The 25,517-nt window shown below is 33.0% G+C and carries 23 protein-coding genes and 1 pseudogene; 14 read left to right on the forward strand and 10 right to left on the reverse strand.

The features are described 5' to 3' along the window. Positions 1–18: 18 nt before the first annotated feature. From CLU83_RS10810 to CLU83_RS10820, 3 genes are all read right to left on the reverse strand, one after another. Positions 19–540, reverse strand: a complete 522-nt coding sequence (locus CLU83_RS10810; protein WP_100431618.1) for a hypothetical protein — start codon at positions 538–540, stop codon at positions 19–21. A 163-nt stretch (positions 541–703) separates the two neighbouring features. Then, a complete protein-coding gene (locus CLU83_RS10815) occupies positions 704–1,570 on the reverse strand; it encodes an alpha/beta hydrolase family protein (protein WP_100431619.1) in 867 nt (288 codons plus the stop codon). Between the two features lie 113 nt (positions 1,571–1,683). After that, positions 1,684–2,556 (reverse strand): AraC family transcriptional regulator, encoded by an 873-nt coding sequence (locus CLU83_RS10820; protein ID WP_100431620.1) that lies wholly within the window; start codon positions 2,554–2,556, stop codon positions 1,684–1,686. A 190-nt stretch (positions 2,557–2,746) separates the two neighbouring features. On the opposite strand from CLU83_RS10820, the gene CLU83_RS10825 reads away from it, so the two are divergent. Beyond that, positions 2,747–3,118 (forward strand): DUF3244 domain-containing protein, encoded by a 372-nt coding sequence (locus CLU83_RS10825; RefSeq protein WP_100431621.1) that lies wholly within the window; start codon positions 2,747–2,749, stop codon positions 3,116–3,118. A 98-nt stretch (positions 3,119–3,216) separates the two neighbouring features. On the opposite strand, the pseudogene CLU83_RS10830 reads toward CLU83_RS10825, so the two are convergent. Then, positions 3,217–6,683: pseudogene (locus CLU83_RS10830) on the reverse strand (methylmalonyl-CoA mutase family protein). Positions 6,684–7,010: 327 nt separating this feature from the next. Here CLU83_RS10830 and purU point away from each other — a divergent pair. Both purU and CLU83_RS10840 read left to right on the forward strand, forming a co-directional pair. After that, positions 7,011–7,865 carry a formyltetrahydrofolate deformylase gene (gene purU / locus CLU83_RS10835; RefSeq protein WP_100431622.1) on the forward strand — a complete coding sequence of 285 codons (855 nt, stop codon included), beginning with the start codon at positions 7,011–7,013 and terminating at the stop codon, positions 7,863–7,865. 103 nt (positions 7,866–7,968) lie between these two features. Beyond that, positions 7,969–8,697, forward strand: coding sequence for a DUF4197 domain-containing protein (locus CLU83_RS10840; RefSeq protein ID WP_100431623.1), 729 nt, complete (start codon positions 7,969–7,971; stop codon positions 8,695–8,697). A gap of 234 nt (positions 8,698–8,931) precedes the next feature. Here the strand turns inward: CLU83_RS10840 and CLU83_RS10845 are convergent, their stop codons facing one another. From CLU83_RS10845 to pyrF, 3 genes are all read right to left on the reverse strand, one after another. Beyond that, a complete protein-coding gene (locus CLU83_RS10845; RefSeq protein WP_100431624.1) occupies positions 8,932–9,717 on the reverse strand; it encodes an alpha/beta fold hydrolase in 786 nt (261 codons plus the stop codon). A 108-nt stretch (positions 9,718–9,825) separates the two neighbouring features. After that, positions 9,826–10,620 (reverse strand): ABC transporter substrate-binding protein, encoded by a 795-nt coding sequence (locus tag CLU83_RS10850; RefSeq protein WP_100431625.1) that lies wholly within the window; start codon positions 10,618–10,620, stop codon positions 9,826–9,828. A 53-nt stretch (positions 10,621–10,673) separates the two neighbouring features. Beyond that, positions 10,674–11,531, reverse strand: coding sequence for an orotidine-5'-phosphate decarboxylase (pyrF, locus tag CLU83_RS10855; RefSeq protein ID WP_100431626.1), 858 nt, complete (start codon positions 11,529–11,531; stop codon positions 10,674–10,676). Positions 11,532–11,711: 180 nt separating this feature from the next. Between pyrF and CLU83_RS10860 the strand changes: the two genes are divergently transcribed. The 9 genes from CLU83_RS10860 to CLU83_RS10900 all read left to right on the forward strand — a co-directional run bounded on the left by CLU83_RS10860 (position 11,712) and on the right by CLU83_RS10900 (position 19,881). Then, the gene (locus CLU83_RS10860; protein ID WP_100431627.1) at positions 11,712–11,897 is read left to right on the forward strand and encodes a CsbD family protein; all 186 of its coding nucleotides are present in this window, start codon (positions 11,712–11,714) and stop codon (positions 11,895–11,897) included. A 116-nt stretch (positions 11,898–12,013) separates the two neighbouring features. Next, the gene (locus CLU83_RS10865) at positions 12,014–13,138 is read left to right on the forward strand and encodes an AI-2E family transporter (protein WP_100431628.1); all 1,125 of its coding nucleotides are present in this window, start codon (positions 12,014–12,016) and stop codon (positions 13,136–13,138) included. Between the two features lie 123 nt (positions 13,139–13,261). Then, positions 13,262–13,828: an AraC family transcriptional regulator gene (locus CLU83_RS10870; RefSeq protein WP_100431629.1), complete on the forward strand. Its 567-nt coding sequence runs from the start codon at positions 13,262–13,264 to the stop codon at positions 13,826–13,828. Positions 13,829–13,833: 5 nt separating this feature from the next. Next, entirely contained in the window at positions 13,834–14,280 is a 447-nt protein-coding gene (locus CLU83_RS10875) for a response regulator (protein ID WP_100431630.1), read from the forward strand. Positions 14,281–14,426: 146 nt separating this feature from the next. After that, positions 14,427–16,496: a PAS domain-containing protein gene (locus CLU83_RS10880; RefSeq protein ID WP_198512283.1), complete on the forward strand. Its 2,070-nt coding sequence runs from the start codon at positions 14,427–14,429 to the stop codon at positions 16,494–16,496. A gap of 94 nt (positions 16,497–16,590) precedes the next feature. Then, positions 16,591–17,142, forward strand: a complete 552-nt coding sequence (locus CLU83_RS10885) for a hypothetical protein (RefSeq protein WP_157802074.1) — start codon at positions 16,591–16,593, stop codon at positions 17,140–17,142. A 2-nt stretch (positions 17,143–17,144) separates the two neighbouring features. Further along, positions 17,145–18,122: a YihY/virulence factor BrkB family protein gene (locus CLU83_RS10890; protein WP_100431633.1), complete on the forward strand. Its 978-nt coding sequence runs from the start codon at positions 17,145–17,147 to the stop codon at positions 18,120–18,122. A 175-nt stretch (positions 18,123–18,297) separates the two neighbouring features. After that, positions 18,298–18,945 carry a porin family protein gene (locus CLU83_RS10895; RefSeq protein ID WP_100431634.1) on the forward strand — a complete coding sequence of 216 codons (648 nt, stop codon included), beginning with the start codon at positions 18,298–18,300 and terminating at the stop codon, positions 18,943–18,945. A 255-nt stretch (positions 18,946–19,200) separates the two neighbouring features. Next, positions 19,201–19,881: a DUF6565 domain-containing protein gene (locus CLU83_RS10900; RefSeq protein ID WP_100431635.1), complete on the forward strand. Its 681-nt coding sequence runs from the start codon at positions 19,201–19,203 to the stop codon at positions 19,879–19,881. 117 nt (positions 19,882–19,998) lie between these two features. Here CLU83_RS10900 and CLU83_RS22470 read toward each other — a convergent pair whose 3' ends face one another. From CLU83_RS22470 to prfA, 3 genes are all read right to left on the reverse strand, one after another. Next, on the reverse strand, positions 19,999–21,882 hold the full coding sequence (locus CLU83_RS22470; protein ID WP_232727060.1) for a DUF5723 family protein: 1,884 nt from the start codon (positions 21,880–21,882) through the stop codon (positions 19,999–20,001). A 14-nt stretch (positions 21,883–21,896) separates the two neighbouring features. Then, positions 21,897–22,196, reverse strand: a complete 300-nt coding sequence (locus tag CLU83_RS22270) for a hypothetical protein (RefSeq protein ID WP_198512284.1) — start codon at positions 22,194–22,196, stop codon at positions 21,897–21,899. 118 nt (positions 22,197–22,314) lie between these two features. After that, entirely contained in the window at positions 22,315–23,391 is a 1,077-nt protein-coding gene (gene prfA / locus CLU83_RS10910) for a peptide chain release factor 1 (RefSeq protein WP_100431636.1), read from the reverse strand. A gap of 421 nt (positions 23,392–23,812) precedes the next feature. On the opposite strand from prfA, the gene CLU83_RS10915 reads away from it, so the two are divergent. After that, entirely contained in the window at positions 23,813–24,991 is a 1,179-nt protein-coding gene (locus CLU83_RS10915) for an ATP-binding protein (protein WP_100431637.1), read from the forward strand. A 93-nt stretch (positions 24,992–25,084) separates the two neighbouring features. Beyond that, entirely contained in the window at positions 25,085–25,477 is a 393-nt protein-coding gene (locus CLU83_RS10920; RefSeq protein WP_100431638.1) for a hypothetical protein, read from the forward strand. Positions 25,478–25,517: the final 40 nt, after the last annotated feature.

The raw sequence follows: 25,517 nt of genomic DNA on the forward strand, positions 1-25,517 counted from the left end.
TTTTTCATGCCTTCAAAATTATAATTTAATTTCTTGTATTTGACTTTCCTTAATATTCAACTTATTCACAACATCTAAATAATTAGTTTTATTAACAGAAGAAGCAAAATCAGCTGGTAACACAACAATTCTAAAAATTTGATTCAATCGATATTCATCAGGAACAGGATTACTTACATTATAACCCTCAAGAAAGATCTTAACGTAATTTCTTGTAAAATTATAGTTAAAAGTAAAATCTCTAATCCCTGCATCATCATCAAAATAATGTGTCTCTGGTAAAAATTCCCAAAGTGGCACACCATTTACAACAGCATTTAAACGATAGACCAAAACAACATCAGAATCTATTAATTGTTGAGGAAAATTAAAAGTAACACTATAATTAGGACCTATAAAATTATAATAATTATTGGATGTATTTTGATAGACAGTTCCAACACCATTATATCCATCTTGTCCCGGAGGTCCTTCTGGTCCAGTACATCCCTGAAATCCAAACATTCCTATAATCGCCAAAAGTGTAATTATTTTTTTCATCTTATTTATATTTAAAGTTCGTTAAAGGTATTTCAAAAATCAAGCCAAAAAAAACTATTTGTTGAAATTTCATTCAAAAAAATCAATTATACATGCATTAACAATAACTCAAAAAAAGCTTAGAAATTATGCATCGATCAATAAAGTTAGGTTGGGGACATATTTAATTAATCAACACACCATTACTTTTAAAAACTTTACTAAAAAACAATACCTGATACGGCAATGCATTTTCCCAATATTCCCAAGTATGAGCTCCCGGACGCTCCGTGTAATCATGAGGAACTTTACTGTACACTAACCTCCTATGCAGTTCTCTATTAGGCTCTATAAGAAAATCATCAACACCACAATCGATAGTCAGCGCCAGTTTATTGGCTTTAATTTTATCAACCATACCAAGCACTGCATTTTGTGTATATAAATCTTGATTCGTGCTTTGATCGCCAAAAACAGGCTGCATTAATTTTATAACCTGGTCATTTGGTTCCCGACCTAACATTATTCCCATGTCCACAGCGCCGCTCATGCTTCCTGCAGCGCAAAATAATTCGGGATGTTTTGCCGAAAGCGACAAAGCGCCATGACCTCCCATAGAAAGTCCTGCTATGACACGTCCTTTTTTGTCATTAACAGTTCGATAGGTCTTGTCAATCTTTTGGATTACTTCCTGGGTGATATAGGTTTCGAACTGACTCTCTTTATTCACAGGACTGTCAAGATAAAAACTGAATGTTTCCCCTTCCGGCATTACAATTATAATATTATACTGGTCGGCTAAATTTTTGACTGTAGTCTTATTGGGTGTGCTGGATAACCAATCCGAGAAATGTCCGTAAGCTCCATGCAAAAGATACAGTACAGGATAAACAGCTTTTCCTTTGGCATACGAATTTGGCAATACTACTGCAGCCTTATAGGTTTTATTCATTACCACACTAGGAATCTGCAAAGTATCGACTGTTGATGCAAAAGATAAAATGGTATTGCCAAATAAAAACGCAATACACACTATAAGTAACTTTTTCATATTATAATTTTATACTGGTGAATTGTAAATATACAATTTCCAAAAATAAAAACAGAATACTTAACAACATGATAATAAATATGAAACTTGCTCCCTTTGGGCAAAAAATAAAATCACTCCATAAAAGACTTTAATTCCTGCCTGTATTGAGAAGCACTTTTCCCAGTAAAAGCTTTGAAGGATTTATTAAAGTGGCTAAAATTATTAAATCCGCTTTCATAACTGATTTCTGTAATGCTCTTGGTGTTTTCAGATAGGAGTTTTGATGCATGAACCAAACGATAGTCATTTACAAAATTGGTAAATGTTTTATTGGTAATCTTTTTGAAATACCTGCAGAATGATGGAGTTGTCATGCTTACCATATTGGAAACCGTATCGAGCTGAATGGGCTCCTGAAAATGATCTTTCACATAGTTGAAAACAATATTAATTCGGTCATTGTCCTGAACCTGCATTTCCAATGCAAACCCTTCGGCATTCAAAATAGTATATTCATCACTTAGCCCTAGGTCATTCAAAATCCGAATCATTCTTAATAATCGATCAAAATAAGACCGATTTCCCATCTCATCAATAATAGGTGCAATCCTTTTTATGGTTTCTTTACCAAATGCAATTCCTGCCTTTGCTCTCTTAAAAAGCTGTTGAATGTTTTTTAGTTCCGGAACTTTCAAAAAATCGCTTCCTAGAAAATCAGCAGGCAATTGGATAACAATTTCATTTTTATTACCCGTTTGTTCGTTTGTAAATCCACAATGGGGCAAATTACTGCCTATTAGTACCAAATCACCATCTGAATAATATGAAATATGACTTCCTATCTGTCTCTTTCCGGAACCTCCGTTTACAAAAACAAGTTCCATTTCGGGATGATAGTGCCAGAGATCCGCTTTGCAATTCTCATTCTCAACATATTTTGCGAAAGTAAACGAACTGCCAAAAGTAGGGGTAATAATTTCTAATGCCGGGCTTATTTTTTTCATGAGCTGCAATTTTTAAAAAGTACTCAAATTTACCAAAAAACAGTTCTATATTGTCTAAAATTAACATACAACGTTTTCGTAAAGTTAAAATAACATACAAATCAGAAAATCCTGTTGTGTTGTGCAATCGATTATCCTGCTACATTTGTAATAGAAATTTAAACCAATAAATTTTAAAAACAATACAACTATGAAAACAATCTTAAAACTTAGTTTAGCAGTACTAGTTGCAATGACAACAATGAGTACTTATGCAATCAACGGTGATATTTTACTAAACGTAAAAAAAGGCAACGGAAAAGAAATCAGCTTTGCTATAAATCAGCTTCAAAGAGCGAATGTGACTATTACAGACAGATTTCATAACATTATCTATTCTGAAACAGTTACTGGAAAAAACGGTATTTTGAAAACATACAGCTTAGAAGAATTTCCAGAAGGAACATACTTTTTAGAAGTGATAACTAACTCTAAAAAAGTAACTCATGAAATTGTTGTTACAAAAGAAGTATCAACTTTATCAAGAAAATCAATTGAAGACCAAAATATCGTTGCTAACTAAGCAGTTCATTTTTAGTCTTACTGATTCAAAAAACAAAAACAGCTCCAAAATGGAGCTGTTTTTTTGGTTTTAATTTGTTGCAGAAGAATTAATAACATCTACATATTTCTTCTATACTGTCCTCCTACTTCAAACAAAGCTTCAGTTATTTGACCTAAAGAGCAAACTTTTGTAGCCTCCATCAAGTGTTCAAATAAATTATCTCCTTTAATTGCAGCCTCCTGAAGTGTGCCTAAATGTTCTTTTACCAAATCGGCATGACATTGATGCAGATTATCCAGCATTGTAATTTGGTATTGTTTTTCTTCTTCAGTTGCACGAATTACTTCTGCAGGAATTACTGTTGGAGAGCCTTTGGAACTCAAGAACGTATTTACGCCCACAATCGGGAATTCACCAGTATGTTTCAATGTTTCATAATACAGACTTTCCTCCTGGATTTTTGAACGCTGATACATGGTTTCCATTGCGCCAAGCACTCCTCCTCGTTCGGTAATTCGATCAAATTCCTGTAAAACGGCATCTTCAACTAAGTCGGTCAATTCTTCAATTATGAATGAACCCTGAATAGGATTTTCATTTTTGGCAAGACCTAACTCTTTATTGATAATCAACTGAATTGCCATTGCTCTACGCACCGATTCCTCTGTTGGTGTCGTAATCGCTTCGTCATAAGCATTGGTATGCAATGAATTACAGTTGTCATATATTGCATATAAAGCCTGCAGCGTTGTACGAATATCATTGAAATCTATTTCCTGAGCGTGCAATGAACGTCCCGAAGTTTGAATATGGTATTTCAGCATCTGGGCTCTTTCATTGGCGCCGTATTTATTTTTCATGGCTTTCGCCCAAATTTTTCTAGCTACACGGCCTATTACAGCATATTCCGGATCGACACCATTTGAGAAAAAGAATGATAAATTAGGTCCAAAATCGTTGATATCCATTCCACGGCTCAAATAATATTCTACATAAGTGAAACCGTTTGAAAGCGTGAAAGCTAATTGCGTGATTGGATTAGCTCCAGCCTCGGCAATATGATAACCAGAAATTGATACCGAATAAAAGTTTCTGACATTTTGAGCAATAAAATATTCCTGAACGTCTCCCATCAAGCGCAATGCAAATTCAGTTGAGAAAATACAAGTGTTTTGTGCTTGGTCTTCTTTTAGAATATCGGCTTGAACTGTTCCTCTGACTTTTTTGAGTGTTTTGGCTTTTATTTTATCATATACATCCAAAGGCAATACCTGATCTCCCGTAACTCCTAAAAGAAACAATCCTAAACCATTATTTCCTTCAGGCAGATCGCCCTGATAATGCGGGCGTTCTACTCCTTTTTCTTTGTAAATTTTGTTGATTATATCAGTAACCTCATCTTCAAGGTTATTTTCTTGAATATAATGTTCACACTGCTGATCGATAGCCGCATTCATAAAGAATCCAAGCAGCATAGGTGCAGGGCCATTAATGGTCATACTCACAGATGTCATTGCATGAACTAAATCGAATCCTGAATATAGTTTTTTAGCATCATCCAAACAGCAGATTGAAACCCCAGCATTTCCAATTTTACCATAAATATCGGGGCGAATGTGCGGATCATTTCCATACAAAGTTACACTGTCAAAAGCAGTAGAAAGTCTCTTGGCAGGCAATCCTGCACTTACATAATGAAAACGTTTGTTCGTTCTTTCGGGTCCGCCTTCGCCAGCAAACATACGGGACGGATCTTCTCCATCACGCTTAAAAGGATACAAACCAGAAGCAAAAGGAAATTCTCCAGGAACATTTTCCTGTAAACACCAGCGCAAAATATCTCCCCAAGCTTTGTACTTAGGCATCGATACTTTTGGAATTTGAGAATGCGACAGCGACTCTGTATGCGTTGCCATTTTTATTTCTTTGTCTCGAACTTTAAACGTATATACTGGATTTTTATATTGGCTTACTTTTTCATCCCAATTCAAAATCATTTCCCAATTGTAGGGATCCAAATCCATTTTTACTTTATCAAATTGATTTAGCAAAAGATTTAAAAAGATTTTATTATCAGCACCACTTGGTTTTTCAGATTCTAAAGCGCTTGGCAATACCGAAACTTCATCAATTCCAGCTTTGTTAATCACGGGAACTTTTCCGGAAACACTTTCCAATGTTTTAAAAATCCCGTATAATTTTTGAGCTACTTGTTCTTGGTTCAAAGCTGTGGTGTCGTATTTTCTGTTATTTTCTGCAATTTCAGATAAGTAACGCGTTCTATGAGGCGGAATCACATAGATTTTCTCGCTCATTTCACGGGTAATTTCAAAAGTTGATTTCAAATCAGAATCGGTTTTCTCCACTATTTTATCCATGATGGATTTATACAGCGTATTCATCCCCGGATCATTGAATTGGGAAGCAATAGTTCCATAAACCGGCATTTGGTCTGGATTTACATCCCAAAGATTATGATTGCGCTGGTATTGTTTTTTCACATCGCGAATGGCATCCAAAGCCCCACGTTTGTCGAATTTATTCAAGGCAACTAAATCGGCAAAATCGAGCATGTCTATTTTTTCCAATTGGGTTGCTGCACCAAATTCTGGTGTCATTACATATAAAGAAACATCGGAATGATCCATAATTTCCGTATCAGATTGCCCGATACCCGAAGTTTCTAGAATTATAATATCATATTTCGCCGCTTTCAAAACTTCTATAGCTTCGGCTACATATTTTGACAAGGCCAAATTAGATTGGCGTGTTGCCAATGAACGCATATACACTCTAGGATTATTTATCGCATTCATACGAATTCTGTCTCCTAGTAATGCACCTCCAGTTTTTCTTTTAGAAGGATCTACAGAAACTAACCCAATAGTTTTCTCTGGAAAATCGATTAAAAAACGACGCACCAATTCGTCTACCAATGATGATTTTCCTGCACCGCCAGTTCCTGTGATTCCAAGAACAGGAGCCCCCCCGCCCCCGAAGGGGGAGTTGCAGATAATGGCGTGAATACTTTATGAAAATCTTGTGGATTGTTTTCTGCCAATGAAATTAATCGCGCAATGGTGTTTACATCTTTACTTAGTAAATTATTTGCAATCTCAGAAACTCCCCCTTCGGGGGCTGGGGGGCTGAAATCAGAACGTTCAACTAAATCATTGATCATTCCCTGCAGTCCCATCGCACGGCCATCATCTGGAGCATAAATTCTGGTGATTCCGTAGGCTTGCAATTCGGCTATTTCCGATGGCAGGATTACGCCTCCTCCTCCTCCAAAAATCTTGATATGACCTGCTCCTTTTTCTTGAAGCAAATCATACATGTATTTAAAATATTCGTTGTGTCCTCCCTGATAGGAAGTCATGGCAATGGCATTAGCATCTTCCTGAATCGCGGTGTTTACCACTTCCTCAACACTTCTGTCATGACCCAGATGAATTACTTCAACTCCTGTGGACTGAATAATCCTTCTCATTATATTAATTGCTGCATCGTGACCATCAAAGAGAGATGCGGCAGTTACGATTCGGACTTTATTTACGGGTACGTACGGCTTAATTAATTCCATTTTATGAATATGATAATTTAATAGTGCAATTTACATAAATTTTAAAATAAAAATCATTAAAAACAATATAAAACATAAAATATGACAACAATGTTTTTTCCTAAGAAAACAAGGCTGTTTTGATAAAAAATTGGTATTTTCGAGGTCTAGCCCCGATAAAAATGATTTAAGATTTTTGATTAACAATATTTGATTTTTGAAGTTTTAAAACTCGTAAAACCAAAAATATTTAAGTTTAACAGCACAAAATCTAATATCAGAAATCGTTAATCATTATTCAAAAATCCATAGGAATTGCTCCTAATTATTTTAGAAAATTTAAAACAAATGCAAAGAATTACCATACTTATCCATTGTGAAGATAAAAAAGCGATTGTTGCCTCAGTAACAAATTATATAGCTTCGATTGATGGAAATATTATTTACTTAGACCAACATGTTGACGCCGATGAAAATGTGTTTTTTATGCGATTGGAATGTGAATTTAGTAAACTCAATTGGAATATTGAATCTATTAAAAGTCACTTTCAAGACAATCTTGCCACTCCTTTCAATATGACCTGGGCGATGTATCCTCAGGATCAAAAACCAAAAATGGCGCTGTTTATATCAAAATACGATCACTGTCTGTATGACATTTTAGGACGTTACTGCGCTGGTGAACTGCCTCTTGAAATTCCTTTAATCATAAGCAATCACGAAGATTTAAAACCAGTTGCCGAGCGTTTTGACATTCCTTTTTATCATGTCCCTTTTACAAAAGACAGCAAAGAGGAGGGTGAAAAAGCCCAGATTGAATTATTAAAAAAGTTTGATATTGATTTTATAGTTTTGGCCCGCTATATGCAGATTATCACTCCAAATTTAATATCCCTTTACAAAAACAGAATCATCAACATCCATCACTCTTTCCTGCCGGCATTCCCAGGAGCAAAACCGTATCACTCAGCTTTCAAGCGCGGCGTAAAAATTATAGGTGCCACAAGCCATTATGTTACCGAAGAGTTAGACGAAGGACCAATTATCGAGCAAGACATTTCGAGAGTTTCCCACAGCCATTCCATAGAAGATTTTATCATGAAAGGACGCGACTTGGAACGTATCGTACTCGCTAGAGCCATAAAATTACATGCCGAAAGAAAAACGATGGTGTACAATAATAAAACGGTCGTATTTTCTTAATCCTTTTTACAAATAATTTTCGGCAGGAAAACTGCACTCAATAATTAATATTTCAAAGCTAACAGCTGTCTCTATATCAACTGACAGCTAAATTAAAACAAAAATGAAAAAAGCCCTACTCCTACTCTTGATCCTACCAGCAATCAGCAACGCACAATTCAAAGACATTTTAAAAAAAGCGACAGATAAAGTAAATGCTGTTACAAACTCGAACAGCGGTTTAGATATTGCCGCTGGATTAAAAGAAGCGCTGAACAAAGGAGTTACTGAACAAGTTTCCAAACTAACTGCAATGGATGGTTTTTATAAAAATGAAGCGGTAAAAATTCTAATGCCGGAAGAATTAGCAAAACTGGACAAAACTTTGCGAAAAATGGGTATGTCAAAATTGGCCGATGAAGGAATTCTGTCCATGAACAGAGCTGCCGAAGATGCCGTAAAAGAAGCAACGCCAATATTTGTATCAGCTATCAAAAACATGACCATAACCGATGCTAAAGGTATTTTGCTTGGAAATGAAAATGCTGCAACTGTTTATCTGCAGTCGGCTACTACAACTTCATTATATTCCAAATTCAATCCTGTCGTTCAGCAGTCTATTGGTAAAGTTGGTGCTGATGTGATTTGGGCAAAAATTATAAAGCAATACAATACCATACCGTTTGTAACCAAAGTAAACCCTGACCTTACCGATTATGTAACTAAAAAAGCTCTCGATGGTGTTTTTAAAATGATCACTGTTGAAGAAAAAAACATTAGAACTGACATCAATGCCAGAACATCGAATATTTTAAAGAAAGTATTTTCGCTTCAGGATAAAAAGCAGCAATAGAAATCAAGCAGTTAAGAATCGATAAAAAAATAAGAAAATTAATATGTTAAAATTAAATTTGAAAACTTAACTTTTCAGCAATAACTAATAACAGTTCCTTAACAGCAACACATAAACATTATACTGATCTTTGCAATGTAATAAACTGGTTATTTATTATTTTGGTTTTGGTTAGTTATAAAATTGCCTGCATCTATATGGTGCAGGCATTTTTTATTTAGGTTATTTCTTAATTTACTTAGCTGTATGTATAAAAGACAAAACTGCTGTATTGAAAGCATTAGGCTGCTCTACGTTCACCACATGCCCGCAATTTTCGATTACAAATAATTGTGAAGATCTATAATGGCTTTCCACTACTTTGCGCACAGCTGGCAGGAACATATAATCTTCTTCACCCATAACATATAGCGTAGGGATATTTAATTCTACCTGTCGGAACCACTTTAGTACAGGATTTATCTCAGCCGTTAGCTTAAACCATTTTATAAATTCCTTTTGATACAGCTTCTTAGCTTCTGTAATAAAAAGAGACCGGGATTGCTTATGGCTTTTTTTAGGCATTATCACAAAAGCAAAAAACTTATATAAAACCAAATAAGGCAATACATACTTAAAAGCATTTCCCAAACGCATTAAAATTTGAGATCTAAAATTCATTTTTAAAATAGCTCCTCCAAGAATCATGCTCTGTACTCTATCGGGATACATTTCTGCTAATTGCCTAATCAAAATTGTTCCTAATGATATTCCGACAAAATGTGATTTTCCAATTTTCAGATGATCCAAAACTTCAAGTATATCATGGGCTAAAGCCGAAAAAGTATATTTTTGCTTGAATGCCGTTTTCAAAGTTGTTTTGGATTCTCCATGACCTCTCAAATCCAACAGCAAAATGTTATAGCTTTTTTTGAAATCCCTTATTTGTTTAAACCAAATAGACGAGCTTCCTCCGGCACCATGCACAAATGTCACCCATTGCTCGCTATTCTCGTTCTTATATACTGTGTAATTAATCACTTATGTTTTTTTTGTTGGGCAAATATAGTTCTTTTTTAGACTTTTGGATTGCTGTATTTTTAGATTATTAGATTGTTAGGCTATTGATTTGTTAGATTTTTAGACTTTTTAAATACTATTATGCAAATATTTAAAGTAATCCAAAGCCTTTATTAATCGGCTTCCATACCAAGAAAACATTTCTCCGTCAACCAAAATAACTTTAACATTAACGGTGTCTTTCATCATTTCAAATCCATCCTCAGCTTTAAACGGAAACGGTTCTGAAGAGAGCAAAACCAAATCTAAACTTCCATTAATATCCATCTTTTCGAGTTCTATTTCGGGATATCTTTCTTGAGAAGCATACTGATTCTGAAAATGATTCAGTTTTAATAACTCATCTATAAAAGTTCCTGAACCCGCAACCATATAGGGCTTTTTCCAAATAAAATAAGCAGCTTTTTTAACTGGAATATCTTTGATGAAAATTTTAAAATCGCTCAAGGCAAAAGCCAATTTGTCGTTCCATTTTCGGGCTTCGGTTCTTTTATCAAAAAGCTGACCAAAGTCGGTTATCATTTGAAAATTATCCTCTAAAGTTAAAATATCGGTTACCCAAACTGGACAAATCTTCCACAGCTCATCCACTATTTCCTTAGTATTCTCTTCTTTATTACAAATGATAATATCAGGATTCAGTGAACGGATTTTATCGCAATTCACTTTTTTAGTTCCGCCTACTATTTTCTTGGTAGATTTTAGATGATAAGGATGTACGCAAAATTTGGTAATCCCAACTAGACTTTTTTCCAAACCTAAATCATACAGCAATTCGGTTTGGGAAGGTACGAGAGAAACGATTCGCTTAGGAGAAGAATCAAAAGTGTGGATAGTTCCGAGTTGATCTGTAAATTGTTTCATTTTGTTTAAAAAATTAAATTGTTTAACACTCAAAGCGGAACAACTTTAAACTTTTAAACCTTAAACTTTAAACTAACTATTTCCTCCATTTCCTGCTGCATTTTCAAAGCCTCAGCTCTTGCAGCATCAGCAAAATCTGTTCCGTTGGAAGCATAAATAATAGCGCGGGAAGAATTAATCAGTAATCCAACATTGTCATTCATTCCGTATTTGCACACTTCAGAAAGACTTCCGCCTTGAGCGCCAACACCTGGCACCAGCAAGAAACTATCAGGAACAATTTTTCGAACTTCGGTAAAATATTCGGCTTTGGTAGCGCCAATCACATACATTAGATTTTCAGAATTCTTCCAAGTTTTGGATGTTTCCAATACCTGTTTGTACAACTCTTTAGCTCCGCTCCGTTCGGCTTCGCCTCGGGTGCCATTTACCTGCAAAGTCTGGAAATCAAAAGCACCTTCATTAGATGTCAAGGCCAGCATTATGGTATGCTTGTTTTCGAATGCAAGAAAAGGCTCTACTGAATCTTTTCCCATATAAGGAGCAACAGTAACACTGTCAAAATTTAAATCCTCAAAAAAAGCTTTAGCATACATTGATGAAGTATTCCCAATATCTCCTCTTTTGGCATCGGCGATAGTGAAAATTTCCGGATGCTTCTCATTGATGTAATTAATGGTCTTTTGCAATGAAATCCACCCTTTGATTCCGTAAGCTTCAAAGAATGCAATATTAGGCTTATAAGCAATCGCAAGATCATGAGTCGCATCAATGATTGCCTTATTAAACTCAAAAATTGGGTCTTCGGATTCTAATAAATGTTGTGGAATTTTATTCAAATCTACATCTAAACCTACGCATAGAAATGATTTTTTAATTTTAATCTGCTCGCAAAGCTGTTGTGTTGTCATGTCAAATTTAGTTCTGGGGCAAATTTACAAAGTTGAATCTAAAAAACTTGAAATTTTACAACATTCATAAGCAATTGTGTAAGAAGCTTAAAGTTAAACTGACATAAATTTGTAATCAACATCATGGGGATGATTCTATAAACTAATAAAAATAGATTATCAATTTTAAAAGAAAACATTATGAACACTACAGAAATCAAGGGAAATTGGAATGAAATAAAAGGAAAACTAAAGCAAAAGTATGCTGATCTAACCGATGACGATTTATTGTATGAAGAAGGAAAAGAAGATGAACTGTATGGTAAAATTCAAAAAAGAATTGGCAAATCAAAGGATGAAATTACAAAATGGATTGCAGATTTGTAATTAACCCATACTGCTAACAAAACTGAACTGTCTATATTTTTTTACTAATTTCTATTTTTTTAGGGGTTATTAATTTTCTATAGGCAGTTCTTTATGCTAAAAAAACACTTATTATTATGAGCGAAACAACTAAAAAAAATCATATTGCATTGGATTTATTGGCCTTCGTTTTACTTTCATTTATAGCTTATATACTACAGGATTTCTTAATACCCTTGCTTTTCGCCATCATTCTCAGTGTTTTAATTTATCCGATAGTACACTATTTTGAATCCAAATTATACTTTAACCGTATAGTTTCGATTACTATTGCCATAACCTTTTTTGTTATTATGGCATTTGCTGTTTTTACCTTGATGGGTTTTCAGTTTCAGGAAATAGTGGGTAAAAGTGATACCTATTACGAACAGATTGAAAAAAAAATAAATCCTATTCTGGTACAAACCGAAAAATCAACTGGGATTGACCGAAAAGACGTTTTAAATGATGAGCAGTTAGAAATTAAGGAAATAGCAAAACAAAATTCAACTGGAATTATGGATTTCATTGCTACATCGGGAAGCATTTTGGGTGATTTTATTTTAACGCCTTTGTATATGTTTCTGTTTTTGTTATATCGGAATTTTTTGGTCAGTTTTATATACAAAGCCACTGCAAAATCGTGCAGCAGAACAAAAATAAGAAACATTCTAAGTGACTTTTATAAAGTACAGCAAAATTATCTCTTAGGGTTATTGATTGTCATGAGTATCGTAGGAGTTCTTAACAGCTTGGGATTGCTTCTTTTAGGGATTGAACATGCTTTTTTCTTTGGATTCTTAGCTTCTTTACTGCTTCTTATACCTTATATTGGTATCTTAATTGGTTCACTTCTGCCAGCGCTAATCGCTTTGGCAACAAAAGATTCTTATTGGTATTCTATTGGAGTAATAGGTATATTTGGTTTTATACAATTTTTAGAAGGAAATTTTATAACTCCAAAAATTACAGGTTCTAAAGTTTCATTAAATGTTTTTGCTTCAATTTTGTCCCTTATTTTATTCTCGATGTTATGGGGAATTCCAGGAATGATTTTGGCTTTGCCTCTTACGGCTTCACTAAAAGTAATCTTTGACAACTCTGAAAAACTGAAACCAATAGGTTTTTTATTAGGTGGTGTTCAAGAAAAATATTTTAGTAACAAAGCAAAAAACAGGCTGAAAATCTGGAAAAAAATCAGAGCCAAAAACCTCAAAAAATAACTTTTTCAGTACCTTTTTATAATTTCAAAAACCAATTTGCGTTTAAGAATAAAAAAAGTAATCAATAAACAAATACTATTTGGTAATATTTTTACTTACTTTAGTAACTAAATAATTTTGAATATGAGAATTTTTATTAAATTTGATTTCAACAATACCTGTAAAAAAATTCTTGAAGAAAAATTGGATGAATGCCAAATTAAATATAGAATTTTGGGTTTTGGCGAAGTTGAATTTCTGGAAAAAATATCAAGCGAAAAAATGGATCTGTTCAGCAGATCACTGGACAGATATGGCATAGAGATAGTTGAAAATCAAAAAACAATTTTAATACAAAAAATTAAAGACGCAATAGTTGATATGGTTTTTAATGAAGACACTAGCGTAAATGTAAAAAGTTCAGTGTATTTATCAGAGAAACTAAATCATTCTTATGGTTATTTATCCAATATTTTTTCTGAAGTAACCTATACTTCTATTGAAAATTTTATCATTATTCAAAAGATAGAATATACAAAACAATTAATAATCAACAGTCAGCTTTCACTTACCGAAATAGCTTTTAAACTAAATTATTCCAGTGTTGCACATTTAAGTTCACAGTTTAAAAACACAACTGGTATAACTCCTTCAGCCTTTCAAAGAATTATAAATAAACGAAGGGAAATTGCCTCTAAAAATAAAAACTAAAAAACATGCAGCACGATTCTATACTTATAACACTAGCGGATGATGATGAAGACGATAGATTATTTTTTATCGATGCTTTTGAAGAATTAAAAATCAATACCATTGTCAATACAGTAAACAACGGAAGAGAATTATTGATTTTTTTAAATCATCCTGACACAATTTTGCCAAGCATCATATTTTTAGATTTAAATATGCCTATTTTAAATGGAATTGAATGTTTGAAGGAAATAAAATTAAATGACCAATTTAAAGAAATTGTTGTAGCCATATATTCTACTTCATCATCCGATCAGGATATTGAAGATACATTTGTTTTGGGCGCAAATATTTATATTAAAAAACCGAGCAATTTTGACAGTTTGAAAAAAATATTGGCAGAAATTGTTACTATTAATTGGCAATATCACACTAGTGGCTTAAATAAAGATAACTTTTTGCTTAAATTATAATCCACTTATAATTTATGAAATATTATAAACATCAATCATCGATTTATCATAAAATTATTTTTACGGTCAGTTTGTTTATATTGTTTTTCATAAGTGTAATTACTATAAAACATATAAACAACATTTCCAATTCCACAAAACTGCTCATGCACACGTATGAAGTAAATTTAGAATTGGAGCATTTATTTTCCAGTATAAAAGATTCTGAAAACAGCATAAGAGGTTATATAATCTCAAAAGACAATCTTTATCTCGTACTTTACCGAAACGATATAAAGAACATAAACAATTCATTTTCGATTCTTAAAAAACTAACCAAAAACAACACAGAACAGCAAAAAAATTTAGAATCATTATATAGAATAATCAACAAAAGATATGAATATATAGCCCATTCTAATCTAAACAAGAATGTTGATTTCTCAAAAAACTATGATTTTAAAAAAATTTTTAGAGAAAGCAGCAAGCTTTTAATAGACATCCGAATCAAATTGAACGATATGGTTCATAATGAGAAATCTAATCTAAGCCTGCAGAATTCGATATATGACAAGCAAATCTATTTTACACCGATTATAACATTAGGCATATTATTTATAACACTTTTACTGGTGATTTTTACCTATTATCAATCTACAAAAGATATTCACAAACTTCAATCTGCAAATCTCAAATTAAGCAAATCCCAGTTTTTAAGCTATCAGGCAGAAATTTTGTCTGAATTTGGCACTTGGGAGTGGAATTTAAATAATAATAAAATAATTTATTCGGATAATTTATATCGAATATTAGGCTATGAACCTCAGTCTTTTGAAACTAACCAACAGAACATCCTGAAATTTGTACATCCTGAAGATGTTCTAATTGTAAATGATTTGTTTGAAAGAATTGTAAAAGAAGAAGATTTGCCTCATGTTACCTACAGAATTATTAAACCTGATGGGGAAACCCGCATTGTTAGAACCGTTGGGAAATTATTTGAAGATAATCTGGGCAGTAAAACAGTTCTAGGCGTAACAGGAGATGTTACTGATGAGCATAATAAAAATGAATTATTGATAAGCAATTATGAAGATTTAATCAAAGTAAACAGTCAGTTAAAAATATTTGAAGAGTCAAGCAAACAAGCTGAAATTATTGGAAAATACGGCAGCTGGATTCTAAATTTGAACACGTCAGAAATCACCTATTCAGACAACAGATACAGACTGTTAGGACATGAACCCCAAGAGTTTAAAGCAACTATGGAAAATTTATTTGGACATGTCCATCCAGAAGACAAAATGGATGTTGACAAAGCATTTAAAAAAGCTTTAACCACAAAAGAACTGCCATCCATAAACTACCGAGTAATCACTAAAAGCGGGAAAATCAGGCATTTTAGAACTATTGCAAAATCGTTTACTGATTTGAGAGGCATACAAAGCATGATGGGAACCACTCAGGATGTTACCGAAGATTACAATAAAAGCCTGCAGTTAAAGCAGCGTAACAAAGAACTAGAAAAACATGTCAAAGAACTGGATGAATTTAATCAGGTAGCCAGTCACGATTTACAAGAGCCTTTACGAAAAATTCAAACCTTTATTTCGCGTATTAACGAAAAAGAAAACCTGACTGATATTGGTAAAGAATATTTATCAAGAATGGATATAGCTTCCAATAGGATGCGCGTATTAATTGACGATCTGCTGCAATATTCTAAAGCCAACAGATCTGAAAAAAACTTTGTAAAAACGGATTTAAACGAAACATTAACCGACAGTTTAGCTGAATTATCCCAAATCATTGAAGATAAAAAAGCAACAATCAATTATGCGGAACTGCCTACAATTAACGCTATTCCTTTTCAAATGCAGCAGCTTTTCTCCAATCTGTTAAGTAACTCATTGAAATATTCAAAGACTTATGTAACACCAATAATTACTATTGACTGCACTGAAATTACTGCAAAAAAGGAAGAAATTTTAAACGATAACAGTTCAAAAAAATATTATAAAATAAACTTCACTGACAACGGAATAGGTTTTGAACAAGAACAGTCAAAAAAAATATTCCTGCTTTTTAACCGTCTTCACGGCAAGGCTGAATATCATGGAACTGGTGTAGGACTGGCTATTTGCGAAAAAATAGCAGAAAACCACAAAGGTTATATTTTTGCCAGCAGTAAGCTTAATGAAGGTGCTGCATTTACTGTTTACTTTCCTGTTCCATAAGCAGTTTTTTTATATGGAAATAATATAAAGCTGAATATAAATTATATAATTTTTTTAACCCGTTCATCCAGAACTTTGTAACAAAACAAGGGCGATGAATAAGCTGCTTAATCCACCACACCTACTCTACTCTCTATACTTTCCTCTTACAGTCATTTGTACACTGTCCTGCACCCAGCAAGAAAAAGAATATACCGATTCTTTTTATAAAATGGAATATACCAAAGAAGATTCTACAATCGATTTTAATACAGTTGACTGCTTAAATGAATCAAATCAAAAAGCAATAGAACTTTCCAGCATTTCATTAAGATTAACCAAAGATTTAAAAACACTTCATCTGCTTTTGAAAATAAAGAGAGATAACAAAATGATTAATTCTGACTTTAATAAACTGACCAAAAAGAATTTAATAATTATTCCAAAACTTATTTATCATCTAGGTATAAATGATGATTCTATAGTTAAGGAAAAACCCGAGCTGTATGTTCTAAAAAAATTAGAAACTGAAATCATTAATCAAATCTCATCATTAGACAGTATCGAAAAAAACACCCAAAATACAGATTTTAAATTATTTGCAATACACTCAAGGGAAATATTAAAAGACAATAATGATGCATTAAAAACACTTTTAAGCAAATAAAAATGAACCATTATAAACAATATATTACTTCATTGCTAAAAGTTATCAAAAATGCTGTAAACAGTTTTTCGGAACATAAAGTTTTAAAAATGAGTGCCGCATTATCATATACCACTATGTTTTCGATGGGACCGTTACTGCTGGTGATTTTATTTTTATCCGACTTATTTTGGGGAAGAGAAGCAACTGAAGGAACAATTTACAATCAGATCAAAAGCTTTGTAGGACCATCAAGCGCCTTTCAGATTCAGACAATAATTGAAAATTTAAGCCTTTCGGACAAAGGGAATTTGGCGGGATTAATTGGATTTATAACTTTATTGATCGGCGCAACATCTGTTTTTGCCGAAATTCAGGATTCTATCAATACTATTTGGGGAATCAAACCCAAAAAGCAGTCAGGATTTTGGCTGTACATTAAAGCACGGTTGCTTTCCTTTGGCGTTATAGGAAGCTTTGGATTTATATTATTAGTTTCTTTAGGAATTTCGACTATAATGGATACTTTAAGCGACCGGTTTTTATCCCGATTTTCAGACTCGTTGTTCTATCTGATTTATATCATCAATACCTTAATGACATTTATCGTTATTTCACTTTTATTTGGAGCCATTTTTACCATTTTGCCCGATGCCGAAATAAAATGGAAACAAGTCCGTTTAGCCTCTTTTACAACTGCGGTATTATTCATGGCAGGAAAATTTCTGATTTCATTTTATATAGCCAGCTCAAATATTCAAAACATATATGGAACGGCAGGTTCATTTGTTGTCTTAATGATTTGGGTTTACTATTCTTCGGTGATACTTTATTTTGGAGCAGAGTTTGCCAAAAGTTACGCTATACAGTTCTCAAGCGCCATACTTCCGTCAAAATTTTCCGAATTAATTAATACCGTAGATATCGTTGCCGAAGAGCAGACTCTCCAAAAAGCAGACAAAGAACTCAAGCAAATCAAACTGCAAAATACTCAAAATTAAATACTTCCTTATTAATAAATAACACAAATTTTCTTAAATATGAAAGTTTTTTTATTTTATTTGTATGTTATTTTACCTGAATGGAAATTATATAAAACAACAAAAATATAATATAACATAAAATCTTTTATCTAACGCAACTTTGTAATATAGAAATTAATAAAAACTAAAACTTATGAAAAACCAAATTAATTTTTTAGCCACTATTACTTTTATTGGATTATCATTAATCAGTGTTCAGGCACAGACAAATTCTAATGAGCCGCAATTTGGAATGAAAGGAGGAGTAAATTTTTCTAACATTTATAATACCAAAGTCGATGACAACAATATCTTAACAAGCTTTAATGCTGGTATTTACGGTGCATTTCCAATTGCTGATATTATCTCTATTCAACCCGAAATTTTATACAGCCGAAAAGGAGGGGAATTAACATATAACAATGCATTTATCACAGGAAAAACCCAATTTAAATTAAATTATATCGAAGTCCCTGTCCTGCTAAAAGTAAATATAACAAACAATCTGAGTGTTCATGCAGGTCCTTATTTTGCTTACTTAATAGATGCCGAAATAAATAACGATGCAAACGGTAGTGCTATAGACTTTGAAAACGATTATAACAATGATGATTTCAACAAATTTGATGTTGGTATTTCTGCTGGCATCGGATTCGGTTTTGATGCATTCGGAGCTGGTGCCCGTTACAATTATGGTCTTTCAACAATAGGCAAAGAAAGAGACTTTGCTGGTACTTCTTATACCATACCAGACGGAAAAAACAGCAGTTTAAGCTTATATCTGACCTATAAATTAAATTAACAGCCAATCTTAAAAAATAAAAATCACATCTAATTTATTATATGTAATAGCTGTCATTTTTATAATATTCATTTTTATAATATAATGGGTACTGAGGGGCTTTTTTTATAGTAATAGGATAATAATACATCTTTCACTGATAATAGCTATTATCGCTATTTTACTAAGATTAATAAACGGAGGAGGAGTTTAAAATAATTCTCTAATACCAAAAATAGATTCCAAAATTAATTTAATCATTAAAAAATTTATAAAATGAAAAATTTAAAATTAACATTCGCAATAGTAGCAACTGTAATAGCTTTTGCATCATGTAAAGATGAAAAACAGGAAAAAGCACAAAAATCATTGGATGCTTACAGCAGTTATGTCGATTCCTTAAACAATGTCCAACAAGAAAAAGCCATAGATAACTGGGCTATAATAGAAAGTGATTATGCAAGATTGAAATCGGAGGCCGAAATTTCATTGGAAGCTGCAACTGATAAAACAAAACTGCAGGACAGCTTAAAAACTGCATCGCTCAGATATGAAGAATTCAAAACCAATATTTTATCTGAAAAAGAAAAATTAGATAAAAACAACTCAGAAGATGAAAACAACACAAAAACTGTGATTTATAAAACCTTATTCGGTCCTAATTATGTTAATGATGACATGAAATTCAATTGGGTCAACAAAGACAATATACTAAGTGTATATGACAACTTCGTAAGTACAGTGAAAAAAAACAAAGATTCTTATTCTCGTGAAGATTGGGATGAAATCAAAATTGTTTATGAAGCATTAGATTCACGAAAAAACACCGTTGAAAAAGAAGGTTTAACCAGTCATGACAATAATAAAATTGCCGGCCTGAAACTTAAGTTTGCTCCAATGTATACGCTTAATAGAATGGGAGCAAAATCAGATGAAAATGCTGAGGCAAAAAAATAATTTAGAACACACATCATAAAGCTGCAGTCCTATTTTCTACCTGCACTCTTTTGAGAATAGTATCAAAAAAAAATGAGGCCTTCGCAGGCCTCATTTTTATTAATGTATATAACAAAATTATAATTTTCCTTCGTAGACAGTTCCTACGTGAATTACTTCAGTTCTTCTGTTTTGGGCTCTTCCCGCAGCTGTTTTATTGCTGGCAACTGGTTTGGCCGCTCCAAATCCTTTATACGTTAAATTTTCAGGATTAACGCCTTTAGCAACTAATGCATCCATAACTGCTTTGGCTCTCGCTTCAGAAAGTTTTTGATTAGCTATTGCATTTCCTACGTTATCAGTATGCCCTTCAATAGAGAATTTAGCATTTGGATAATTCTTGATAATTTCTTTAATAGCATCCAATCTTCCGTCAGTCTGACCTTTATCGGCTGTTTGCAAAACTGCTTTTCCAGTAACAAAGAACACAGCACTCGCTTGAACTTTAAGTTCTTTTAATGCTTCTTTAGTCACTTCTGGACAGCCTTTATTACTAGCAGGTCCAGCAACAGCAGGACACTCATCTTCTTTATCAAGAACACCGTCTTTATCTGCATCAAGTTCAGGACAGCCGGCATTAGCAACCAATCCTTTCTCAGTAGGGCATTTATCATCTTTATCCAGCACTGAATCGCCATCAGTATCTGGCCAAGGACAACCTTTATTTTCAACCGGCCCTGCAGTGCTTGGACAGGCATCAGCATTATCAAGAACAGTATCTTTATCAGCATCACCCCATGGGCATCCTTTATTTTCAGCAGGCCCTGCAACAGTAGGACATGCATCTTCATTATCTGTAACAGTGTCAGCATCAGTATCAGGCCAAGGACAGCCTTTGTTTTCAATTGGTCCTGCAAGCTTTGGACAAGAATCGTTATTATCTAAAATACCGTCTCCATCCGTATCTTTAAATTTCTTTTGATAAACTGGGATTTTGAAACCAAAATAAACATCTGCCGCTTTTGATTCTTTTGAAAGCACATTGGTAATCAAAGAGCTGGAACCAACAAAAAGCGGTCCAAAACGCAATCCAGTCCCTACCTGCATGCCGCTGTATTCCATATAATTTATTGGCAGTGAGAATGTAAACCATCTCGTTTCATATCGGGGAGTTAAAACCCAAATATTTGCAGTGCTTGATGTATTTAAATTAGATTTATTCGCTAAACTAAGATTCCCATTTAAGTTCAAATAGAATTTCTTGTGCATATTCCAATCAATATCCAAATGCGCTACAGCAGGCAAATTAACATTCTCGTCTTTATAAGTCGTAACCGGATTATTATAAAGATTTAAAAAGTCTTCGATATTGTCAGCATTTTCAACATTCGCTTGGCTGATTGTTTTGTTTAAATCATAAACTTCTCTTTTTACATTTTTATATTTAATGGATCCTAAATCAGTTACAGAGAAGCCAAAACGCAATTTATATTTATTTAAGTCTCTAAAATTATTATCAACTGCTTTAGCATTTTTTAAATCATACGATTCATAATCTGGTCTCCATTCATATATCAAACCAAAATCTGCTCCATACCCCTTTGATTCAGAGTCAAATTTTACATCCTCATCTCCGGTAATATAATCCTGACTGGTTCCTAAAACAAATTCACCCTTAGTGGTAAGTGTGCTGGTCAAAGGATTATTTGTTTTATTAAATTTTGCATTTACATTACTTCCTTTTGCATAAGAATTAACACCTCCAACTAAATATTTAGCAGTAAGACCTCCTTTTAGAAAATGCTGTTTGCTTTGCCATAAAACAGCGGCATAAGACAATCCAACTTCACCCCACGCATGTCCTACAAAATTTGGACTTCCCACAGGAATATCAAAACTAGAAGCGTCATCAATACCGTCTTTCACCTTGTCATATAATTCTCCGTTTATATCAACTAAATTCACAACAGCTCTTGCTCTGGTATAAAGAGCAATAGAATGTTTTGGAGCTATATTAAACATAAATGAAGGTCCCATCACATCAGAAAAAACAAATCCCCCATTATTTTTTTAGGGATTCTGGCTCCGTCTCTATTAACCTCATAAGAATCTTTAGATAAATCGAATAAGCTTAGACCATAAAAATCATTGGTCAAAGTTCCGCTGGCAGAAAACAGATTAATATCCGTTTTAAAACGGGAATCAACAATAGAAGCCGGATTAAAAAGAACTCCTTGAACTCCAGCATAATTATCCGGAATGTACCCCATATAGGATTGGGCATTTGCTTTTACAATTGAAAACAAAACAATTAAAAACAGTAATGATTTTTTCATCTAATAGATTTTAGTTATTATTAATACAATTTTTATTATAAAATTTTATTCAGGCATAAAAAAACACTTAATCGGTTTTATAACCAACTAAGTGTTTGAAATTTAGCGTATTATTTTTTTAGAAAACTTCACTAGCTTCTTTTAATTTCTCCATATTGTTAACTAACTGCAATTCGTCAACAATTTTTTGGATATCACCGTTCATGATATTTCCTAAATCATATAAAGTCAAACCAACTCTATGATCTGTTACACGTCCTTGAGCATAATTGTAAGTTCTAATCTTAGCCGAACGGTCACCTGAACTTACCTGCGAAGTACGTTTGGTAGCATCTTCAGCTTGTTTTTTGGCCAATTCCATTTCGTATAAACGAGAACGCAAAACCGTCAAAGCTTTGTCTTTATTCTTGTGCTGTGATTTTTGATCCTGACACTGCGCCACCAATCCTGTTGGAATGTGCGTCAAACGTACAGCCGATTTCGTAGTATTTACCGATTGTCCTCCAGGTCCTGATGAACAGAAGAAATCCACACGAACATCGTTCATATCAATCTGCACATCAAATTCCTCCGCTTCCGGAAGCACCATAACAGTCGCAGCCGATGTATGCACACGACCTTGCGTTTCCGTTTGCGGTACACGCTGTACACGGTGAACACCTGCTTCAAACTTCAAAGTTCCATAAACATCCTCCCCTGTAACTTCAAAAATAACCTCTTTGAAACCTCCCGAAGTTCCTTCGTTCATATCCACAACCGAAGTTCTCCAACCTTGATTCTCACAATATTTAGTGTACATTCTGAACAAATCACCTGCAAAAATACTCGCTTCATCCCCACCCGTTCCGGCACGAATCTCGACCATCACGTTTTTGGCATCTTCAGGATCTTTTGGGATCAGCATAAACTTGATTTCGTCCTCAAGTTCCGGCAATCTTTCCTTTGCTTCATCCAGCTGCATTTTGGCCATTTCGGTCATATCGGCATCACTGCCGTCAGCAATAATTTCGTTTGCCTCATCTATATTAGCCATCAAAAGCACATACTCATCACGCTTTTCAGCCAAAGCTTTTAAATTTTTATACTCTTGATTCAATTGCACATAACGCTTCTGATCTGAGATTACATCCGGCTGAATGATCAAATCCGAGATCTCATCGAAACGTTGTTTTACTATTTGAAGTCTATCTAACATTTTCTTATTCCTTTTATTGGAGTGCAAAAGTACAAAAAAACTATTCAGTTTACAATTTACCGTAACCAGAGAATAGGATTAAGATAATTTAGGTGAAATTTTAATTTTTTTAGGAGCTGTTTCCTGCTATCCGCTATATCTTTTTATTCGCAAAAAAAGCGAATAAAAAGGATGTCGCTTCTATCAGGGCTAGGGCTTTTTCGGTAAAAAAGAGCATTTACGGCTTTCCGCAAAGTTATTGAAGATAAAAGAGTTAGTTTTGAGAAATAGATTTATCAGTTTATCAATGTTAATTTATATATTTGAGAACAGCAATACTGCTAAAAAGTATGAGTCAAACAAAATTCATATTATACTGCATAGTTAGCCCACCATTTTCTGAAAATACAACAAAAATTGTTTAAATGAAAAATTTAATATTATGAACTTAATTGAATTAAAATCGAAAGTTGAAAATATAATTTCAGAAATTAAAAATAATGGAGTTTTTCCAAAAGAAAATAATTTAATTGATTATAAACTTAAATTAAATATTACTTCTTCAAAATCAAACATTGAGCTTTTTTTAATGAATTTTGCAAAAGACATTCTCTCATTTTCAAATGCTGACGGTGGAATTATATTAATTGGCATAAATGAAGATAGTAGTGGTAATTATTCTGACACAGGTCTTGACAAACCAAATGTTGACCTTTTAACAAATATCGATTTAAATGACGTAACCCAACAATTTGTAAAAATTACGAACGTTGGAGTTTCCTTAGATTTACAAATGTTTCAAGTTGGAGCTAGAAAATTCTTTTACATCATTATAGAAAAAAACAATAACATTCTTGTACCTAGAGATAATTTTCCTGAATACAAAATATTGAATGGTGCAATTTATTACAGAGCTTCCAGTAAAAATGAACACGCTAATATTTCAACTGCAAGTTTCAACCGTTTTATTCAAATGAAAGCAAATGAAAAAAGCAAAGAATTTATGGAAATATGGTCAAAACTTTTACCTGAAATGGTAGATATAAATCCTAGAGAAGTTCTTATTTTGAATCCTATGCAAAATAAAGTTTACGGTTTTAATAGCAAAGATAATGTTCTATCAGGTAGTGACATTGAAATTGATAAAACTCACAATGGAGTGTTTAATATTATTTTAAATGCTATTACTGCAGGAGAAATAGGTAAAATAACAACTAACGAGGGGAAACCTCTTTATAAAATCGTTGGTGAATTTCAAAACAATAGAGATCATATAATTTTAAGTAATCTTGCAAAAGCAGTACAAAATAAAGCAATTTATAAAATAACAACTGCTCAATTGAAAATATTAATAGCGCATTTGAAGTGGGCAAATAGTTCAGAATTTAAAGTTGATGATCCTGATGAAAATTCGATAAATCAAGATTTCAAACAATTTATTTGGATTGAAACTACAGACAGCTTTTCAAAAAAATCTAAAGTTTATTTTTCATCAGAAGCTATTCAAGAATTAGTTAAATCAATAAATAATACTGGATTACACCAAGAAATATTTGGTAAAGAACTAACGATAAAGGAAATCCAAAAAAAGCAGAAAACTGAAAATCTACATATTGCATAAAAAAATAATAGCCCAGATTTTCAAAGCTCCAAAACAAATAAGAAAGGACGTAGCAAAAAACATTAATAAAATATAAACTGACCATAAAAAGATATGCCAAACACAGGAAATTATTACTTAGCAACTCTAAAGAAAACTCATTTAGGTTGGGGTACTCATAGAAAAACTAATTCAAGACCTCAAATTAATAATGAAAGTTATCTCCCAATTCCTTCAAAATATGCCTTATCATTTAATATAACTAATCTTCATTTTACAAAGCAAAGCAACATTTATAAATTTAGCACAAGTGATAACTTTTTAAAGAATGAAGAACTAAAAGCTTCTGGAAACAGAAAAAAAGGGGATATATATGCTAAAAATTTACATGGTTATGGAGATTTAAAACTTCTAGGTAAATGGTTTAAACATATTCAGGCGCAAATTGGCGATCAGATTAAAGTAGAATTTATAAGCCCTACAGAAATTCTTTTAACAAAAATATAATTCTTCAGATTACGAAGTCTCCAGACTTCCAGCTGGCGAA

The sequence above is a fragment of the Flavobacterium sp. 1 genome, from assembly GCF_002797935.1.
In the GTDB taxonomy this organism is placed as follows: domain Bacteria; phylum Bacteroidota; class Bacteroidia; order Flavobacteriales; family Flavobacteriaceae; genus Flavobacterium.

What these genes read in the sequence shown, in the direction of transcription:
- CLU83_RS22270 (WP_198512284.1), bottom strand. Translation starts at nt 22,196, where the DNA reads ATGAAAAAATCATTACTGTTTTTAATTGTTTTGTTTTCAATTGTAAAA.
- CLU83_RS10890 (WP_100431633.1), top strand. Translation starts at nt 17,145, where the DNA reads ATGAACCATTATAAACAATATATTACTTCATTGCTAAAAGTTATCAAA.
- CLU83_RS10875 (WP_100431630.1), top strand. Translation starts at nt 13,834, where the DNA reads ATGCAGCACGATTCTATACTTATAACACTAGCGGATGATGATGAAGAC.
- CLU83_RS10865 (WP_100431628.1), top strand. Translation starts at nt 12,014, where the DNA reads ATGAGCGAAACAACTAAAAAAAATCATATTGCATTGGATTTATTGGCC.
- CLU83_RS10860 (WP_100431627.1), top strand. Translation starts at nt 11,712, where the DNA reads ATGAACACTACAGAAATCAAGGGAAATTGGAATGAAATAAAAGGAAAA.
- CLU83_RS10840 (WP_100431623.1), top strand. Translation starts at nt 7,969, where the DNA reads ATGAAAAAAGCCCTACTCCTACTCTTGATCCTACCAGCAATCAGCAAC.
- CLU83_RS10920 (WP_100431638.1), top strand. Translation starts at nt 25,085, where the DNA reads ATGCCAAACACAGGAAATTATTACTTAGCAACTCTAAAGAAAACTCAT.
- pyrF (WP_100431626.1), bottom strand. Translation starts at nt 11,531, where the DNA reads ATGACAACACAACAGCTTTGCGAGCAGATTAAAATTAAAAAATCATTT.
- CLU83_RS10815 (WP_100431619.1), bottom strand. Translation starts at nt 1,570, where the DNA reads ATGAAAAAGTTACTTATAGTGTGTATTGCGTTTTTATTTGGCAATACC.
- CLU83_RS10915 (WP_100431637.1), top strand. Translation starts at nt 23,813, where the DNA reads ATGAACTTAATTGAATTAAAATCGAAAGTTGAAAATATAATTTCAGAA.
- CLU83_RS10885 (WP_157802074.1), top strand. Translation starts at nt 16,591, where the DNA reads ATGAATAAGCTGCTTAATCCACCACACCTACTCTACTCTCTATACTTT.
- CLU83_RS22470 (WP_232727060.1), bottom strand. Translation starts at nt 21,882, where the DNA reads ATGTTTAATATAGCTCCAAAACATTCTATTGCTCTTTATACCAGAGCA.
- CLU83_RS10810 (WP_100431618.1), bottom strand. Translation starts at nt 540, where the DNA reads ATGAAAAAAATAATTACACTTTTGGCGATTATAGGAATGTTTGGATTT.
- purU (WP_100431622.1), top strand. Translation starts at nt 7,011, where the DNA reads ATGCAAAGAATTACCATACTTATCCATTGTGAAGATAAAAAAGCGATT.
- CLU83_RS10850 (WP_100431625.1), bottom strand. Translation starts at nt 10,620, where the DNA reads ATGAAACAATTTACAGATCAACTCGGAACTATCCACACTTTTGATTCT.
- CLU83_RS10825 (WP_100431621.1), top strand. Translation starts at nt 2,747, where the DNA reads ATGAAAACAATCTTAAAACTTAGTTTAGCAGTACTAGTTGCAATGACA.
- CLU83_RS10880 (WP_198512283.1), top strand. Translation starts at nt 14,427, where the DNA reads ATGCACACGTATGAAGTAAATTTAGAATTGGAGCATTTATTTTCCAGT.
- CLU83_RS10900 (WP_100431635.1), top strand. Translation starts at nt 19,201, where the DNA reads ATGAAAAATTTAAAATTAACATTCGCAATAGTAGCAACTGTAATAGCT.
- CLU83_RS10870 (WP_100431629.1), top strand. Translation starts at nt 13,262, where the DNA reads ATGAGAATTTTTATTAAATTTGATTTCAACAATACCTGTAAAAAAATT.
- CLU83_RS10820 (WP_100431620.1), bottom strand. Translation starts at nt 2,556, where the DNA reads ATGAAAAAAATAAGCCCGGCATTAGAAATTATTACCCCTACTTTTGGC.
- CLU83_RS10895 (WP_100431634.1), top strand. Translation starts at nt 18,298, where the DNA reads ATGAAAAACCAAATTAATTTTTTAGCCACTATTACTTTTATTGGATTA.
- prfA (WP_100431636.1), bottom strand. Translation starts at nt 23,391, where the DNA reads ATGTTAGATAGACTTCAAATAGTAAAACAACGTTTCGATGAGATCTCG.